This window comes from Cupriavidus sp. 22TCCZM04-2, from assembly GCF_057798895.1.
Genome location: NZ_JBYOJS010000002.1, coordinates 428590 through 444889 on the forward strand (window position 1 = coordinate 428590; position 16300 = coordinate 444889).

14 protein-coding genes are annotated in these 16300 nt (G+C 67.1%); 6 read left to right on the top strand and 8 right to left on the bottom strand.

Annotated features, from left to right (window positions below; genetic code table 11):
* Positions 1–243 precede the first annotated feature (243 nt).
* A complete protein-coding gene (locus AC3FKG_RS05335; protein WP_488742599.1) occupies positions 244–990 on the top strand; it encodes an NADPH-dependent F420 reductase in 747 nt (248 codons plus the stop codon).
* A 27-nt stretch (positions 991–1017) separates the two neighbouring features.
* Here AC3FKG_RS05335 and AC3FKG_RS05340 read toward each other — a convergent pair whose 3' ends face one another.
* Positions 1018–1407: a GNAT family N-acetyltransferase gene (locus AC3FKG_RS05340; RefSeq protein WP_483712739.1), complete on the bottom strand. Its 390-nt coding sequence runs from the start codon at positions 1405–1407 to the stop codon at positions 1018–1020.
* A gap of 184 nt (positions 1408–1591) precedes the next feature.
* Here AC3FKG_RS05340 and AC3FKG_RS05345 point away from each other — a divergent pair, with 184 nt between their 5' ends.
* Positions 1592–3079: an AMP nucleosidase gene (locus AC3FKG_RS05345; RefSeq protein ID WP_483714420.1), complete on the top strand. Its 1488-nt coding sequence runs from the start codon at positions 1592–1594 to the stop codon at positions 3077–3079.
* A gap of 74 nt (positions 3080–3153) precedes the next feature.
* On the opposite strand, the gene AC3FKG_RS05350 is transcribed toward AC3FKG_RS05345, so the two are convergent.
* Entirely contained in the window at positions 3154–3804 is a 651-nt protein-coding gene (locus tag AC3FKG_RS05350) for an OmpW/AlkL family protein (protein WP_483712738.1), read from the bottom strand.
* Between the two features lie 628 nt (positions 3805–4432).
* On the opposite strand from AC3FKG_RS05350, the gene AC3FKG_RS05355 reads away from it, so the two are divergent.
* Positions 4433–5773 carry a hypothetical protein gene (locus tag AC3FKG_RS05355; protein ID WP_488742600.1) on the top strand — a complete coding sequence of 447 codons (1341 nt, stop codon included), beginning with the start codon at positions 4433–4435 and terminating at the stop codon, positions 5771–5773.
* 402 nt (positions 5774–6175) lie between these two features.
* Here AC3FKG_RS05355 and AC3FKG_RS05360 read toward each other — a convergent pair whose 3' ends face one another.
* The 4 genes from AC3FKG_RS05360 to AC3FKG_RS05375 form a co-directional block, all read right to left on the bottom strand.
* Entirely contained in the window at positions 6176–6490 is a 315-nt protein-coding gene (locus AC3FKG_RS05360) for a DUF6587 family protein (protein WP_483712735.1), read from the bottom strand.
* Between the two features lie 4 nt (positions 6491–6494).
* Complete coding sequence (feoB, locus tag AC3FKG_RS05365) at positions 6495–8360, bottom strand: ferrous iron transport protein B (protein WP_488742601.1); 1866 nt, start codon at positions 8358–8360, stop codon at positions 6495–6497.
* A 13-nt stretch (positions 8361–8373) separates the two neighbouring features.
* Positions 8374–8688 (bottom strand): FeoA family protein, encoded by a 315-nt coding sequence (locus tag AC3FKG_RS05370; RefSeq protein ID WP_488676802.1) that lies wholly within the window; start codon positions 8686–8688, stop codon positions 8374–8376.
* Positions 8689–9110: 422 nt separating this feature from the next.
* Positions 9111–10004, bottom strand: a complete 894-nt coding sequence (locus AC3FKG_RS05375) for a LysR family transcriptional regulator (protein WP_488742602.1) — start codon at positions 10002–10004, stop codon at positions 9111–9113.
* Positions 10005–10146: 142 nt separating this feature from the next.
* Here AC3FKG_RS05375 and AC3FKG_RS05380 point away from each other — a divergent pair, with 142 nt between their 5' ends.
* The 3 genes from AC3FKG_RS05380 to AC3FKG_RS05390 all read left to right on the top strand — a co-directional run bounded on the left by AC3FKG_RS05380 (position 10147) and on the right by AC3FKG_RS05390 (position 14187).
* On the top strand, positions 10147–11943 hold the full coding sequence (locus tag AC3FKG_RS05380; RefSeq protein ID WP_488742603.1) for an acyl-CoA dehydrogenase family protein: 1797 nt from the start codon (positions 10147–10149) through the stop codon (positions 11941–11943).
* Positions 11944–12061: 118 nt separating this feature from the next.
* Positions 12062–13042, top strand: a complete 981-nt coding sequence (locus tag AC3FKG_RS05385) for a Bug family tripartite tricarboxylate transporter substrate binding protein (RefSeq protein ID WP_483712728.1) — start codon at positions 12062–12064, stop codon at positions 13040–13042.
* A gap of 14 nt (positions 13043–13056) precedes the next feature.
* Entirely contained in the window at positions 13057–14187 is a 1131-nt protein-coding gene (locus tag AC3FKG_RS05390) for a CaiB/BaiF CoA transferase family protein (protein WP_488742604.1), read from the top strand.
* A 69-nt stretch (positions 14188–14256) separates the two neighbouring features.
* Here the strand turns inward: AC3FKG_RS05390 and AC3FKG_RS05395 are convergent, their stop codons facing one another.
* On the bottom strand, positions 14257–15237 hold the full coding sequence (locus AC3FKG_RS05395) for a Bug family tripartite tricarboxylate transporter substrate binding protein (RefSeq protein ID WP_488742605.1): 981 nt from the start codon (positions 15235–15237) through the stop codon (positions 14257–14259).
* A 52-nt stretch (positions 15238–15289) separates the two neighbouring features.
* The gene (locus tag AC3FKG_RS05400; RefSeq protein ID WP_483712724.1) at positions 15290–16294 is read right to left on the bottom strand and encodes a uroporphyrinogen decarboxylase family protein; all 1005 of its coding nucleotides are present in this window, start codon (positions 16292–16294) and stop codon (positions 15290–15292) included.
* Positions 16295–16300 lie beyond the last annotated feature (6 nt).

The following is a 16300-nucleotide window of genomic DNA, read 5'->3' on the forward strand; positions in this document are numbered from 1 at the left end:
CTGTGCGGCAACGGCTGCGGGCCATGGGTTCCCTGTCGCGCTGCGTCGCGCGGGCAAATTGCTGCGGGCTGGACGTAGTGACTGCGAGTGGCGCAAATGCTACCTAATCTAGTCCAGCGGGCAGGGACTGCCAAGTTGCGCGGCTGTGGGCCCGCTGTTTTTTGCCTAGAGTTTTCAGACGGCCCCGGGGTTGCGCGTGTGCCGAGTCCTGTGTCCCGTCTCGCGAACCATGAGGAATCGCCCATGCCGATCACCGAAGCCGAAGTCGATCACGACCGCCGCCGCCTGCTTGGCGCCGGCGCCCTCGCCATGCTCGGCCTGGGCGCTTGCGCGCAACGCAGCGTTGGCAGCGGTGGCGGGCAGCCGGTCAGGATCGGCGTGATCGGTTCGGGGCGGATAGGCGGGACCGTCGGCGGCCTGTGGGTGAAATCGGGCCACCCGGTGTTGTTCTCCTCGCGCCATCCCGAGTCGCTGAAGGCGCTGGTCGATGCGCTGGGCCCGCTGGCGCGCGCAGGCACGGTCGCCGACGCCATTGCGTTCTCGGACGTGCTGTTCCTGGCGACGCCTTACAAGGCGCTGCCGGAACTCGGCCAGGAGAACCCAGGCGCCTGGCGGGGCAAGATCGTTCTGGATGCGACCAATGCCATCGTCCCCAAGGACGGCGCCATGGCCGAGGAGGCGCGGCGCAACGGCATCGGCATCACCACGAGCAAGTACCTCGCGGGTGCACGCGTGGTGCGCGCGTTCAACTTCATGGGCGCGGCCAACTTCGCCAGGGAACACCATCGCGAGGGCGAACGCATCGCCGTGCCGATTGCCGGCGATGACCCGGCCGCGCTGCGTGTGGCGGAGCAGCTCGTGCGCGATGCGGGGTTTGAACCGGTGGTGGTGGGGCCGCTGGCCAGCGCGGACAGGTTCGCGCCGGGCGGGCCGCTGTTTCGCCAGATCGGCAGCGTGGAGGAGATGCGCAGGAAGATGGGCGCGCAGTAGGCAACAGAGCCGCGTGCGGCGACAGGCTCAGGGCCGGCGGCGTTCCATCGCCACCATCGACGGCGTGAAGCCGAGCTGGCCGAAGAATGCCGCCTCGGACGAGCGCGCGGCGCGCAGGACCCAGATGATGTCGGGATCGTTGCCCATGACCTGGCGCACCAGCGCCCGGCCGATGCCCTGGCGGCGATGACTCGGTGCGACCACGACCATGGACAGGAAGCCATCGGAGACGTCATCGCAAAGCGCGCGCGCGAAGCCGACGATTTCACCCTTGTCGACGGCCACGGCCACATGCTGCGAATTGGCGACCAGGCGGGCGAAGCGTTCGGCGCTGCCGACGCGGTTGTTCCAGCCGTTGGCGATCAGTAGCTGCCTGGCGGCTTCGACTTCTCCAGGCAACAGATTACGGATTTCCATCGGCGGCTCCCCTAGCAAACGCATGTACGGCCCATCGCAGCCCCCTGCCAGGGGCGCCGCGAGTAGAGTACGGCACGGGAAGCCCGGCCGCGCAATTGGCGGAGTGTAGCGAGCGGGCGCAGACACGTCAATTTGCCACCGCACGCACGCGGTGGTCGCGCCGCTGGCGCTGCCGCGCGGTATGATGGCTGGCATGAACGCCCCCATCTTCTCTTCTGCCCACCCGGCCGATCAGCTGGCTGAGTTCTCCGACGCCGACGCGGCGCTGGCCCGGATCCGCGAGATCTACAACGCCTCGGTGAGCGCGGTGCGCGCGCGCTTCGACGCGTTCGCCAACGGCAAGCCGCTGCCTTCCGCGGCCCACGCGTGCTACCCGTACCTGGGCATCTCCGTGAACATCGAAACCATGGTGACCGACAGCCGGCCGTCATGGGGCACGGTGGCCTATCCGGGGGTCTATGGCACCACGGTGACGCGCCCGGACCTGCTCGCCGATTACTACCGCGACCAGATCGAACGGCTGATGCGCTACCACCGCGTGCCCGTGGTGGTGGGTCTGAGCCGTCGGCCGATTCCGCTGCCTTTCGTTATCGAAGCCTCTACCACCGACATCAGCTACACCCAGGCGCGCGAACTCGAAGTGTCGTTCGTGCTGCCGGAGCTGAGCCGCATCGACGATTCGATTGCCAACGGCACGTTCGAGCCGGTGCCCGGCGAAGCGTGGCCGCTGTCGCTGTTCCCGGCCGAGCGCGTGGACCTGGCCTTGCAGCGCTTGTACCACTACACCGGCACCGCGCCCCAGCATTTCCAACGCTTCGTGCTGTTCACCAACTACCAGCGCTACGTCGACGAATTCATCGCGCTCGGCCGCTCGCTGATGGCCAGCAGCGACGGCGGCGGGTACGCGCGTTTTGTCGAGCCTGGCGACGTGGTGCAGGAGCTTGGCGCCGCCGAGCCCGACGACGCCGACCGCCCGCGCGCGCTGCCGCAGATGCCGGCCTACCACTTGGTGCGCGACGACAAGCTCGGCGTGACGCTGGTCAACATCGGCGTGGGCCCGTCCAATGCCAAGACCATGACCGACCACCTGGCCGTGCTGCGTCCGCACTGCTGGATGATGGTGGGCCATTGCGGCGGCCTGCGACGCTCGCAGCAGCTTGGCGATTACGTGCTCGCCCACGCCTATGTGCGTGACGACCACGTGCTCGACCATGACCTGCCGCCGTGGGTGCCGGTGCCGCCGATCGCGGAGATCCAGGTGGCGCTGCAGGAGGCGGTGGCGCGCATTACCGGGCTGTCGGGCGGCGAGATGAAGACGCGCATGCGCACGGGCACGGTGGTGTCCACCGACGACCGCAACTGGGAGCTGAAATCGAAGGCGCTGTATGCGCGCTTCAACCAGTCGCGCGCGATCGCCATCGACATGGAAAGCGCGACCGTCGCGGCCAACGGCTTCCGCCTGCGCGTGCCCTATGGCACCTTGCTGTGCGTGTCGGACAAGCCCTTGCACGGCGAGCTCAAGCTGCGCGGCATGGCCAATGCGTTCTATCGCCAGCGGGTCAGCCAGCACATGACCATCGGCCTGGAGGCCGTCCGCATTTTGCGCGAGAACGGCGTCGAGCAGCTGCATTCGCGCAAGCTGCGGAGCTTCGACGAGCCGGCGTTCCGCTGAATCACCGGCCGGGCAACCCAACGAAAAAGGCCAGCGCCTGAAGCGCTGGCCTTTTTCATTTGGGCAAGGCCGGATCAGAACCGGTAACCCACGCCCATGCTGAACAGCCACGGATCCAGGTTGACCTTGGAGACATTGACGCCGCCGGCCTTCACGTTGCTGGCCAGCCAGACCTTCTTGACGTCGGCATTCAGGAACCAGTTCTTGGTCAGCTTGTAATCCATGCCGATCTGCAGGGCCGGCGCTACGCTCCAGTTGTCCAGCTGGAGCGTATTGTTGGCGATGTCCGTGCCCCAGATGCGCGTGAAATTCAGGCCCGCGCCCACGTACGGACGGAAGGTGCCGTCCGGCAGGAAGTGGTACTGCACCAGCAGCGTGGGCGGCAGGTGCTTGAAGGTGCCGATCTTGTTGCCATTCAGGTAGACGTCCTGCTTCTGCGGCACGGTCAGCACCAGTTCAGCGGCGATGTTGCGCGTGAAGAAGTAGGTGACGTCGAGTTCGGGGATCCATTTGTTGTTGACCGTGATCGCATCCGACGGTACGCCCAGCGCCGGAATGGCATCCGACTTGTCGGCCATGTCCAGGTAGGTGGCGCGCAGGCGAACCATCCAGTTGCCCTGGGTCTCGCCATCGGCGGCGAAGGCGGGCGTGGAAACAGCGCCAAGCATGGCAAGCGCGGCGATAGCAGTGCCGGTGACCCGGGCCCGGAGAGAGATCTTGTTCATGGCTTTTTTGCTTTGGTCTGGTAAAAAATCGAAGCCAGTTTGGCCGAGCGGGCGCGGCACGACATTGACCGAGAACAAGAGAGACCCTATCGGAAGAAGGGTCGTCGCGACGACGCCACAGCGCGGCCCGGGCATGCGGCCGCAGCGTCTAAACACATGCGGATTTATTCGTGGCACGTCCGCAAGGCACGCCTTAACCTTTGCGTCATGGCCGCAGCCGCGGCCGGAACCAGGCATGTCGTGGGCGTCCGCAAGGACGTCTTTCCGGGCGTGTCCCGTGGGGGCGGGGCACACCGGCTTTCTTTGCCTGTCCTGCGCTGGCCTCTCGCTGCCGCACATTCCTTCCGATCTATTTCCGGCCGATCGCCACGATCGACACCGCGTCGCGGAGCGTCGCAGCGGGTCGCATTCGGGAATGTCCTCTGAGCCAAAGGGATAGGCCTTTTGTCCCGCCACGTTTTCATCCATCGCGCCATGCGCGTCGGCGGCCGGCGCAGCCTCAGCCAAAGGATGAGCCCATGTCGGTTATGTACGCCGGCGCTCAATCGTCTGGCCGGTACAGCGACGCGGCCATTGCGCCTAGTCTGGTAGCGCGGGAAAAAGCGAACGACAAACGGGGGGAAGAATCATGACGGCAAGGACCTGGCTTGGCGGGCTCGTGTGCGCGGCGGCGACATGCCTCGTCGCGGCGTGCGGGGGCGGAGGCGGAAGCTCGGGCAGCGCCACCCCCACGGCGACGCCCGCTGTCAGCTATACGGCAAAACTTAACGTGACCTCGGCCGAAGTCGGCGTCGGCCGCACGCTGACCCTCAGCGCGGTGGCCGTCGACAACAGCGGCAACGACGTGACCTCGACCACCAGCTTCGCCTGGACTTCGGCCGACAACGCCGTTGCCTCGGTCGTGGGCAGCACGGCTACGATCGGCGGCGCGGTGGTGACCGGCGTCAATCCCGGTACGACAACCGTGCAGGTGGTGGCCACGGTCAAGGCCGCCGACAACTCCACCGTGCAACTGCCGGCGCAGTCGGCGACCATCACCGTGGTGCCGGCCTCGGCCACGACCTATAGCCTGTCGATCCCAAATACCTCGTTGTCGATGACCGATGGGCAGACGCTGCCGGTCAAGGTATCGCTCGTCGACAACAACGGCAACGACGTGTCGGCGAACGGAAGCGGCTGGGCGTGGACCAGCAGCGGCACCGCGGTGCAGGTCGCCCCGGCGCTGAACAGTGCAACGCTGAGGGCCAGCAACAGTTCCACCACCGCTGCCGCGACGGCCAACGTGTCGGTGTCGGTGACGGCGCCGGATGGCCGCGCGCTCGGCGGCGTGATCTTCGTCACGGTGCAGAAGAATGGCACGGCGACCTACCGCGTGGTCACTACGCAGAACGGCGACCCGGTCAATGCGCTGCAGGTGCTCAGCGGCTATCCGGCCAGCTTCAGCGCCCGCGTGCTGCGCAACGACGACCAGGATGTGACCGCGGACTTCGACGGGACCTGGACGTACGTGCCGACATCGTCGAGCCTGTCCGCCGCGGAAGCCGCGGGTACGCATGACGTGACGGTCAGCACCAGCCTGGCCAAGGGCGCCGGTCCGGTGCAGGGCACGCTCACGGTCACGGCGGTCAGTACCAAACTGGCGGCGAAGCCGACGGCCAGCCTCAACGTCGTGGAGAACCCCGAATGGGCGCTGATGCCTGACGTCCAGCAACCGCTGACGCTGACGATGATCGGCATCCCCATCCCGGTCACCGTGGGCCTGAAGAACTTCGGCAATGACCAGCCTTCGACGGCGTGCACGGGCTGGACCTGGGTGGCCAACGGACCGGTCACGCTGTCGCCGGGCATCGGTGACAACCAGCGCAGCGTGTCACCGACGGCCACCGGCGATTTCACGCTGACCGTCAGCTGCACCAACGTTGCGGACGGCAAGCTCATGACGGTGAAGCTGGTCGGTACCGTCAAGTAGCCCCCAACGCGGGCGTGTTGTCCTGCTGTCCCGAACGCCCTCCGCAGGAGGGCGTTCTGCATTCCGGCCAGGCAATCCGACGCGCAGGGTTATCGAGCGTACCCGTTTCTGCGTGCTCGCGAGGCCGTCATCGCTGCGCCGTTCCGATGGCATCGCGCGTGCGCTTTTGCGTGCTTGGGGAACGGAAGCTGGAGCGAAGTTACCCTGTGCGGCATGGCAAGCGTACCCGTTTCTGCGTGCACCGGCGCAAGGGGGCCATCGCCTCGACAGGCATGCGATATGGGCCCCATAGGGCATGTCACGAAAGGCGCGAGAGCGGTCGCGGAGGCGGCAAAAGGGCGGGAGCGTACCCGTTTCTGCGTAGCGATCCCACGGGGAGAAACGAGCGCCAGAGCGCCGGAATCAGCGCTTGCGTACCAGCTGAATGACTTGTTCGGCGGGTTTGTCCGGCAGGCCCTGGGGGCTCGCGGTATTGGAGGCGCAGGTGTTGCAGCCGCCGTCGTCGCAGCCGCTGGCGCAGCCGGCCGCGGCTTGCGGGGCCAGCCGGCGCACCAGCCGTGCGCGCCAGCCGGTGGCCGCCGGGCCGCCGAGGCGCGCGGCCAGTCCGGCCTTCAGGCGTTCGCGCGTGCGCGGCGCGTAGCGGGCCGCCACCGACACCGCGCATGCCAGCACGATCAGCGGGACCAGCAGGGATTCGACCGCGTGGTAGAGGCTCATGGCGTCAGCTGAACATCAGGGCGACGCGGTAGGTGATGAACGCGGCCAGGTAGCCCAGGCCGGCCAGGTAGGCGGCCGAGGCCGCCATCACCTTCCACGAGTTGGTCTCGCGGCGGATCACCGCCAGCGTGGAGATGCACTGCGGCGCGAACACGTACCAGGCGAGCAGGGCGAGCGCGGTAGCCAGCGACCACTGCTGCGCGATCATAGGGGCCAGCTGCGCCGTCACGGCGTCATCGCTGCCGGACAGCGCGTAGACCGTTGCCAGCGCGCCCACGGCCACCTCGCGCGCCGCCAGGCCCGGCACCAGCGCAATGCAGATTTGCCAGTTGAAGCCCACCGGCGCGAACACATGCTCCAGCGCCTTGCCGATCATGCCCGCAAAGCTGTAGTCGATCGCCGGACCGGTCGCGCCCGCCGGCGGTGCCGGGAACGTGGCCAGGAACCACAGCAGCACGGTCAGCGCCAGGATCACCTTGCCGACGCGCGCCAGGAAGATACGGGCACGCTCCCACAGCCCCAGCGCCACGTCGCGCGGGTTCGGAATGCGGTACGACGGCAGTTCCATCAGCAGCGGATGGTCGGTGCGGTCGCGGCGGAAATACTTGAGCGCGTAGGCCACTGCCAGCGCGCTGACGATGCCCGCCACGTACAGCGCGAACAGCACCAGCCCCTGCAGGTTGAACAGCCCCATCACCGTGCGTTGCGGGATGAACGCGCCGATCAGCAGCGCATAGACCGGCAAGCGCGCCGAGCACGTCATCAGCGGCGCCACCAGGATGGTGGTGAGCCGGTCGCGCGGATCCTGGATGGTCCGCGTGGCCATGATGCCCGGGATCGCGCACGCGAAGCTCGACAGCAGCGGAATGAACGAGCGGCCCGACAGCCCGGCCCCCATCATGAGCCGGTCCAGCAGGAAGGCGGCTCGCGGCAGGTAGCCGGATTCCTCCAGCGTCAGGATGAACAGGAACAGGATCAGGATCTGCGGCAGGAACACGATCACGCTGCCCAGGCCGGCGATCAGGCCGTCCACCAGCAGGCTCTTGAGCATGCCATCGGGCAACTGCGCGTCAATCATCTCGCCGATCCAGTGCACCCCGCCTTCGAGGCCGTCCATCAGCGGCGCGGCCCACGAGAACACGGCCTGGAACATCAGGAACAGCAGCACGGCCAACAGCAGCAGGCCCAGCACCGGATGCAGCACGATGCGGTCAAGCTGGTCGTCCAGCGCGGCGGTGCGCGCGGGCATCGACACCGCGGCTTGCAGCAGCCGGTTGACCTCGGCATGCACGTCGAGGTCATCGGCCGGCGGCAGCGCCGGCGGCGCGGGCGGCAGCGTGCCATCGAGCACGCCGAGCAGCGCCGCGGCGCCTTCGCGCTTGATCGCCACGGTCTCCACCACCGGTACGCCGAGCGCGGCCGCGAGCTTGTCGCGGTCGATATGGATGCCGCGACGCGCCGCCGCATCGCTCATATTGAGCACCACCACCATGGGCAGGCCCAGCCGGCGCAGCTCCAGCACGAAACGCAGGTGCAGGCGCAGGTTGGTGGCGTCGACCACCGAGACCAGCAGGTCGGGCTTCGGCTCGCCCGGGCGCTTGCCCATGCAGATGTCGCGCGTGATGGCCTCGTCGAGGCTGGCCGCGTGCAGGCTGTACGCGCCCGGCAGGTCCAGGATGCGGATCTGCCTGCCGGCCGGCGAAACGAAGAAGCCTTCCTTGCGCTCCACCGTCACGCCGGCATAGTTCGCCACCTTCTGGCGGCTGCCTGTCAGGCGATTGAACAACGCGGTCTTGCCGCAGTTGGGATTGCCCACCAGCGCTATTCGCAAGGCGGAGGGCAAGGCGGAAGAAGAGGGAGCTGCAGACATAGTCGGGAAGAACTCAGGCAGAGCGTTGAGCCGCCTTGGTATCGGGCTGGCCGGCGGCCTCGCTGGCCGGAGCAATGCGGGTAACGGTGGCGCTGACGACTTCGACGCCGATGCGTGCGGCCTCGGAACGGCGCAGCGCGAAGCGCGTGAAGCCGACCTGCGCCACGAGCGGGTCCATGCCGAAAGGGCCGAAGGCGATCACTTGCACTACTTCGCCCGGGACGAAGCCAAGTTCGCGCAGGCGGCGCGCCACCGGGTCACCGGGCGTGGCGTCGACCACCGATTGCACTACGGCGGGCGTGCGCCGTGGAAGTTCAGACAACTGCATCATGCTTCCAGTCCGAAGGCGCGGACTGCCGCCGCGCGGACGGCGCGATCCCGCCAGGGTACGTAAATGAAAATCGTTTTCATTGTATCTCAATTGGAGCATCGTGTCGGCGCAAGGCGCGACAGGCAAGGCGAGTGGATAGCACAGAATGCCGCGCCGAGGCAAAGGGTGGGGCTGAAATCGCGACACGCTGGACGGCTTCGGCGTGCAGCGAGGTCGCCGGAAAGGTGCGATCGGGAAATCACAGTGCCCTGGTCTCATGTGCCGAACGGCGGGGGCGGCTTCGATTACTACATTTGTGTTATTGGTGGGACAAAGTCCGGCATGTAAGCTGCAATCACGCTGAACACCCCGTTCCACGCGTACTTCACAGCCACCTGTCCCTGGACCGGTGGCTTTTTCTTTGGGGGCGCGCCAGCCCCTCAGGCGTGCGCGGCCGTGGCCGTGCGCACCATCGCCACGAAATGATCCCGGGCCGGATGGTCCGGCGCAGCCTTCCACGCGCAGTAGACCTCGGACGGCACCCCCGCCGCATCCGCTAGCGGCCGGAACGCCGCTCCGGCCATGCCGGATCTTGCCAGGGCGGCCGGGACGACGGCCACGCCCATCCCTTGAGACACCAGCGACACCACCGACAGCCAGTGGCGTACCTCGTGCCGGATCTGCGGATAGAAGCCGCGCGCCGCGCACATTTCGAAGATCCGGCTGTAATAATCGGGCGAAGCCTTGCGCGAGAACAGCACGAACGGTTCGGCCCGCAGGTCGGCCAGTGCCACCTCGGCCCGTGCCGCCAGCGCGTGGTCCTGCGGCAGGCAGCAGACGAACGGCTCGCGGTGGACCAGCACCGCGCTCAGCTCGTCCGGCAGGCGCCCCGTATGGACAAAGCCGGCGTCGAGTTCGTTGTGCAGGAGGGCGTCGATCTGTTCCTGCGAGTTGAGCTCGGTCAGCGCCACCTGGATGCCCGGAAAGCTCGCCTGGAAGTCGCGCAGGTACTGCGGCAGGCCCCGGTACAGCATCGACCCGACAAAGCCCACGCGCAGCCGCCCGACCGCGCCGGCCTCGATGTCGCGCGCCAGCACGCGTGCCGCCTCGGCCTGCGCCAGCAGTGCGTTGGCCGATTCGCGGAAGGCCCGCCCGGCCGCCGTCAGCCGCACGCCCCGGCTGTCGCGCTCGAACAGCTTTGCGCCGACCGAGGCCTCCAGCTGCTGGATATTGAGCGACAGCGGCGGCTGCGAGATGGACAGGCGCTTCGCGGCGCGGCCGAAGTGCAGTTCCTCGGCCAGGACCAGGAAGTAGCGCAGGTGTCGGAATTCCATGGCGATATAAAAAACATATTGATCGAGCCAATTTTAGAATTAGACGCGAATCCATGGGAATCCAATAATGGGTGCACACAGGTCCGCGCGCCGGCAAGCCAGCCGGGCGGAAGGCGGGCCAGGCCAATCCCAGGAGACCTACATGACCAGTGCCGTGCGTCATGCCGCACCCCAAGCCCAATCGGTGGCCCCGCAGGCCGAACACCCGGTGCCCGACCGCCAGGGCGGCAGTCTCTATACCGCCGACCCGGAACTGCGCGCGCTGCTGCCGCTGTACCTGCCGGCGGACCTGCTGAACGTGCTGCAGCCGCACCTGGAGCGCATGGGCGAACTGGCCGGTGGCGTGCTGGACGAGCTGGCCATGCTCGCCGACCAGAACCCGCCCACGCTGACCCACCGCACCCGCAACGGCATTGACCAGCAACTGGTGCACAAGCATCCCGCCTACGTGGAACTGGAGCGCGTGGCGTTCTCCGAGTTCGGCCTGGCCGCGGTGTCGCATCGCGCCGGTGTGTTCGGCTGGGACAAGCCGATGCCGCCGGCGGCCAAGTACGCGCTCACGTATATGCTGGTGCAAGCTGAGTTCGGACTGTGCTGCCCGCTGTCGATGACCGATTCGCTCACGCGCACGCTGCGCAAGTTCGGCGATCCGGCGCTGGTCGAGCGCTTTATGCCCAACCTGACCACGCAGGTATTTGAAGACCTGTTCCAGGGCGCGATGTTCATGACCGAGCAGGGCGCCGGCTCCGACGTGGCCGCCACCGCCACGCGCGCCGTGCGCGACCCGCAGGCGGAAGGCGGCTGGCGTCTGAGCGGCGACAAATGGTTCTGCTCCAACCCCGACGCCGGGCTGGCCATGGTGCTGGCGCGTGTCGAGGACGAGGCCGGCAACGCCGTGCCCGGCCACAAGGGCGTGTCGCTGTTCCTGCTGCCGCGCAAGCTGGCCGATGGCAGCGACAACCGCTACCGCATCATTCGCCTCAAGGACAAGCTCGGCACGCGCTCGATGGCCAGCGGCGAGATCCGCCTGGAAGGCGCCAGCGCCTGGCTGGTTGGCGAACCGGGCCGCGGCTTCGTGCAGATGGCCGACATGATCAACAACTCGCGCCTGTCCAACGGCGTGCGCGCCGCCGGCCTGATGCGCCGCGCGCTGACCGAGGGCCTGTTCATCGCCCGCGAGCGCAAGGCCTTCGGCAAGCGCCTGGAAGACATGCCGCTGATGCGCCGCCAGCTGCTCAAGCTGACGCTGCCGACCGAACAGGCGCGCACCATGGTGTTCCAGACCGCCGAAGCGCTGCGCCGCGCCGATGCGGGCGAAGCGAACGCTTACCCGCTCATGCGCATCCTGACGCCGCTGATCAAGTTCCGCGCCTGCCGTGACGCCCGCAAGGTTACCGGCGACGCCATGGAGATCCGCGGCGGCTGCGGTTACATCGAGGAATGGAGCGACCCGCGCCTGGTGCGCGACGCCCACCTCGGCTCGATCTGGGAAGGCACCAGCAATATCGTCGCGCTGGACGTCCTGCGCGCGATCCGCCGCGAAGGCTCGCTGCCGGCGCTGCGAGCGCACCTGGCCGGCCTGCTGGCCGACACCCCGCTGCATGCCACCGCCCGCGCCACCTTTGAATCCGCGATCGAGCGCGCCGCCGCGTTTGCCGCGAGCGCGGCCGAAGCCGGCGCCGAGGGCGACCTGCTGGCCCGCCAGGCGGCCTCGGGCCTGTATCACGTGACCACGGCCGTGGCGATGGCCTGGGAAGCCGGCCAGACCGGTTCGGTGCGCCGCATGCGGCTGGCGCAACTGGTGCTGCGCCACCGCGTGCTGCCGCAAGACCCGCTGTCCGCGCAGGCTGAGCCGGAATGGCTGGCCGAAACCGTCGCGCCGCCGGCCGATGGCGTCGTGCGTGCCGCCGGCGCGGTGGACCAGGTCAACGTGTTCTGACCTTTTCCTGCATCTGAAAATTTTCCAGCCCCCGACGGCACCGCAAAGCGGTGCCGTCCACCGCATCGGCCGACATCCCCCGGGGCCATGCGAGACGACTCATACCAGGAGACAAGCCATGCAACTCTGGCACCGTATCGCGGCCATCGCCGCCTGCACGCTTAGCGTCAGCGCCACCCCCGCCTTCGCGCAGAAGGACTACCCCTCCAAGCCGATCATGATGGTCGTGACCTACCCGCCGGGCGGTCCCACCGATGCCATGGCGCGCACGCTCGCCGCGGCCCTCAAGACCAGCCTGGGCCAACCCGTGGTGGTCGAAAACCGCGCGGGCGCGGGGGGCAATATCGGCGCCGAAGCCGTGGCGCGCGCCGAGCCCGACGGCTACACGCTGATGTTCGGCACCTCGGCGCCGCTCGCCATCAACGTGAGCCTCTATCGCAAGATCAACTACGACCCGGTCAAGAGCTTCGCGCCCGTGATCCAGATCGGCCAGCTGCCGAACGTGCTGGTGGTCAACCCGAGCGTGCCGGCCAAGAACGTCAGCGAGCTGATTGCCTATGGCAAGGCGCATCCGGGCAAGCTCAGCTATGCCTCGTCGGGCAACGGCGCATCGTCGCACCTGGCCGGCGTGCTGTTCAACAACCTGGCGGGCACCGACTTCCAGCACGTGCCATACAAGGGCACAGGCCCGGCGCTCAATGACCTGCTGGGCGGTCAGGTCAGCATGACCTTCACCGACGTGCTGACCGCGCTGCCGTTCATCAAGAGCGGCAAGGTGCGCGCGCTGGGCGTGACCACCAAGGCGCGCTCGCAGGCGCTGCCCGATGTGCCGACGGTCGCCGAGCAGGGCGTGGCCGGTTTCGACGTATCCGTGTTCTTCGGCGTCGTCGTTCCGGCCGGCACGCCCGCGCCGGTCATTGCCAAGCTGAACCATGCCTTCGCCGAGGCGCTGCAGAAGCCCGAGGTACGCAAGACGCTGCTGGCGCAAGGCCTGGAGTTCGCACCGTCCACCACGCCCGAGCAACTCGGCAGCTTCGTCAAGTCCGAGGTCGGCAAGTGGCACACGGTCGTGCAGAAGTCCGGCGCGCAACTCGACTGACCGGGAGCGATGTCATGACGCAATCCAAGACGGGCGCGCTGGCCGGCATCCGCGTGGTCGACCTGTCGCGCATCCTGGGCGGTCCGTACTGCGGACAGATCCTCGGTGACCACGGCGCCGATGTGCTGAAGATCGAACCGCCGCAGGGCGACGACACGCGTACCTGGGGCCCCCCGTTCAAGGACGGCGTGGCGTCGTACTACTTCGGGCTGAACCGCAACAAGCGCGTGATGAAGCTGGACCTCACGGCCGACAACGACCGCAGCGTGCTGCTTGCGCTGCTCGAAGACGCCGACGTGCTGGTCGAGAACTTCAAGACCGGCACCATGGAGAAATGGGGGCTTGGCTTTGACACGTTGTCGGCGCGCTTCCCGCGGCTCGTGCATTGCCGGGTCTCGGGCTTTGGCGCCGATGGTCCGCTCGGTGGCCTGCCCGGCTATGACGCCGCCGTGCAAGCCATGGCTGGCCTCATGAGCATCAACGGCGAGGCGGATGGCGATGCCTTGCGCGTCGGGCTGCCTGTGGTCGACATGGTGACGGGCATGAACGCCGCGCTCGGCGTGCTGCTGGCGCTGCAGGAACGCGAGCGCAGCGGGCACGGGCAGTTCGTCGAAGCCGCGCTGTATGACTCCGGCCTGTCGCTGCTTCATCCGCATGCGGCGAACTGGTTCATGAATGGCAAGACGCCGGTGCGGACCGGCAATGCCCATCCGAATATTTATCCGTACGACACGGTTGCCACGGGCACGGATCCGATCTTCCTTGCTGTTGGCAATGACCGGCAGTTCCGCATTCTGTGCGAGTTCCTTCAGGTGCCCGCATTGGCGGATGACGAGCGCTATGCCACGGCCGGGGCGCGTTCTGTGAATCGTGTCGCCCTGAAGGCCGAGCTGGAAGCGCAGATGCGCGAGAGGGGCGGCAAGGTGCTGGCCGATACCCTCGTCGCTGCAGGCGTGCCATGCGCGCCGGTGCTGTCGGTGTCCGATGCCTTGCAGCATCCGCATACCGTGCATCGCGAGATGGTGGTCGAAATGGAGGGCGGCTATCGCGGCTTGGGCGCGCCCGTGAAGCTGAGCCGGACACCCGCGACGTATCGGTTCACGCCGCTGACGGAAGGGGATCGGTTCCTGCCGAAGGAGGATTGAATCGGACTCGGGTGCCATCCACGACCGAGTGGACCTGGATGGCATCCCCGATTCAATCAAGGCGCCCGCTCACTGCATCTGGATATTGCCGCGCTTCACTACCGCGCGCCATTTGACCAGATCCGCTGTCAGTACCGTCGCCACCCGCTCAGGCGTGCCTCCGAGCGGGCTGGCTCCCATCTCCGTAAAGACCTTCACAGTCTCTGGATCGGCGACCACGTTGTTGATCGCCACATTCATCCTGCGGATGATTTCGTTCGGCGTTCCCTTCGGCGCAAGGACCGCGAACCAGGTGGACGACTGCAGCGAAGGAAAGCCAAGCTCGGCCGTGGTCGGCACGTCCGGCAGCGCTGGCGAGCGCCGGGTCGACATGATGGCCAGCGCCCTGACCTTGTTGGCCCTGACCTGGCCGACGATGCCGGGCACCAGCTGGAACATGGCCTGGATGTCATTGGCCAGCAGGTTCGTGGTGGCGGTCCCCGGCGCACTGTAGGGAACGTGCGTCATCTCGGCCCCGGTCTCGCGATCGAACAGCTCGCCGGCCAGGTGCATCGAACTGCCGTTCCCGGAGCTGCCGTAGTTCAGTTCTCCCTTGTGCGATCTGGCATAGGCGATGAAGTCCTGCAGCGACTTCACCGGCAGGCTGCTGTTCACCACCAGGATATTGGGGACATCCGCAATCAGGGCCACGGGCTCGAAGCTGGTTTGCGGGTTGAACGGAAGATTCCGGTACAAGCTGGGATTGACGGCGAGCGTGCCGGCCCACGAGAGCAGGAACGTGTATCCGTTCGGTGCCGCCGCAGCTGCCGCGCCGGCACCGATATTGCCGTTGGCGCCGCCGCGGTTGTCCACGATCACCGCCGCGTTCAGCTCCTTCTTGAGGCGCTGGGCAAGCACGCGCGCAATCGTGTCGCCGGTGCCGCTGCCACCGGGCGCGGGAACGATCAGCATGATGGGTTTGGAAGGCTCCGGCCAGGTGTCGGCGATGCCGGCCTGGCTGGCGCAGAGCACGGCCGCGACAACGCCAATCTTGATGAAGTGCGCAAGCATTTCTGTCTCCTTTGAATGATCTGGCGATACAGGCGACGATGCGTCGCGGGTCTTATGCAAGCTGCATTTCTGCAAGCTGCGCGGCGTCCAGCACCGCCTGGATCGATGCATCGGGCGTTTGCACCGGCAGCACGCAGCCCGGTCCGAGGATGAGCTTGCGGCCCCCTGTCTGGGCACAGGCATCCCGCACTTCGTGGGCAATGGCGCCGGGTCCCCCGTGCAGCAGCGTATGGTGTTCATTGAGACCGCCGACCAGCACGCCGGGGAAATGCCGCCCGGCGCGCCGCAGGTCAGGGTCCGTCAATCGGTCATGCCAGTTGAATAACTCGACGGGGTAGTCCGACAGCAGCGGGAACATGATGTCGTCGCCATGGGCATGCAGCATGTTCGCGCGGCACTGGCCGCGAATCGCATGGAGGACCTCCAGGTCGTACTTTTTCCCGAATCGCTCGTACTCGGCGGTCGTCAGCAGGCGGTGCGATGCCAGTTGGGTCGCGAAGAAGATGCCGTGCGCGCCGGCGCGCATGGCTTCGAGGCAGAAGTCGATGGTGACGTCGGTGATGACGCGCAGCGCCGCATCGACGGCTTCCGGATAGCATCGGATGTCGGTAAACAATCGTTCGGTCGCAAGCTTGCGCGCCGTGGTGAGCGGGCTGAACACGGTCTGAAGGATGGGAACAGAGCCGCCGAGATGCCGCGCTGTCTGCGCGAGTGCGAAGTTCTGTTGGCCATAAGCTCCGAGTCGCGGATCGATCCAGCGAATCCGCTCCCAGTCGTCGGTCCGCATCACGGCAGGCTCGGCCACAATGCGCGCGCCGTTCGCGGCGCCTGCATAGGCAGTCTTCGCGCCCCAGTCTTCCACGCCATACGTACCGGGCGGCATGAACTTCAGCAGGTCGAACTGCCATTTCTGTTGCCACGCCAGCGTCAGGCGTGTCAGCTTGCCCGCATCCATGTCATCCACGGGAAAATGGCGCCACAGTGAGACCGGCACCCGGTCGGCGGCTTCACCGCGCAAGGTGGCTTCAAGGCGACGCCAGGGGGTCATCGTGTTCATGTGCCG

Excerpts from the sequence above, each read along its gene's own strand:
- AC3FKG_RS05335 (WP_488742599.1), top strand. The coding sequence starts at position 244 with ATGCCGATCACCGAAGCCGAAGTCGATCACGACCGCCGCCGCCTGCTT.
- AC3FKG_RS05340 (WP_483712739.1), bottom strand. The coding sequence starts at position 1,407 with ATGGAAATCCGTAATCTGTTGCCTGGAGAAGTCGAAGCCGCCAGGCAG.
- AC3FKG_RS05345 (WP_483714420.1), top strand. The coding sequence starts at position 1,592 with ATGGCTGGCATGAACGCCCCCATCTTCTCTTCTGCCCACCCGGCCGAT.
- AC3FKG_RS05350 (WP_483712738.1), bottom strand. The coding sequence starts at position 3,804 with ATGAACAAGATCTCTCTCCGGGCCCGGGTCACCGGCACTGCTATCGCC.
- AC3FKG_RS05355 (WP_488742600.1), top strand. The coding sequence starts at position 4,433 with ATGACGGCAAGGACCTGGCTTGGCGGGCTCGTGTGCGCGGCGGCGACA.
- AC3FKG_RS05360 (WP_483712735.1), bottom strand. The coding sequence starts at position 6,490 with ATGAGCCTCTACCACGCGGTCGAATCCCTGCTGGTCCCGCTGATCGTG.
- feoB (WP_488742601.1), bottom strand. The coding sequence starts at position 8,360 with ATGTCTGCAGCTCCCTCTTCTTCCGCCTTGCCCTCCGCCTTGCGAATA.
- AC3FKG_RS05370 (WP_488676802.1), bottom strand. The coding sequence starts at position 8,688 with ATGCAGTTGTCTGAACTTCCACGGCGCACGCCCGCCGTAGTGCAATCG.
- AC3FKG_RS05375 (WP_488742602.1), bottom strand. The coding sequence starts at position 10,004 with ATGGAATTCCGACACCTGCGCTACTTCCTGGTCCTGGCCGAGGAACTG.
- AC3FKG_RS05380 (WP_488742603.1), top strand. The coding sequence starts at position 10,147 with ATGACCAGTGCCGTGCGTCATGCCGCACCCCAAGCCCAATCGGTGGCC.
- AC3FKG_RS05385 (WP_483712728.1), top strand. The coding sequence starts at position 12,062 with ATGCAACTCTGGCACCGTATCGCGGCCATCGCCGCCTGCACGCTTAGC.
- AC3FKG_RS05390 (WP_488742604.1), top strand. The coding sequence starts at position 13,057 with ATGACGCAATCCAAGACGGGCGCGCTGGCCGGCATCCGCGTGGTCGAC.
- AC3FKG_RS05395 (WP_488742605.1), bottom strand. The coding sequence starts at position 15,237 with ATGCTTGCGCACTTCATCAAGATTGGCGTTGTCGCGGCCGTGCTCTGC.
- AC3FKG_RS05400 (WP_483712724.1), bottom strand. The coding sequence starts at position 16,294 with ATGAACACGATGACCCCCTGGCGTCGCCTTGAAGCCACCTTGCGCGGT.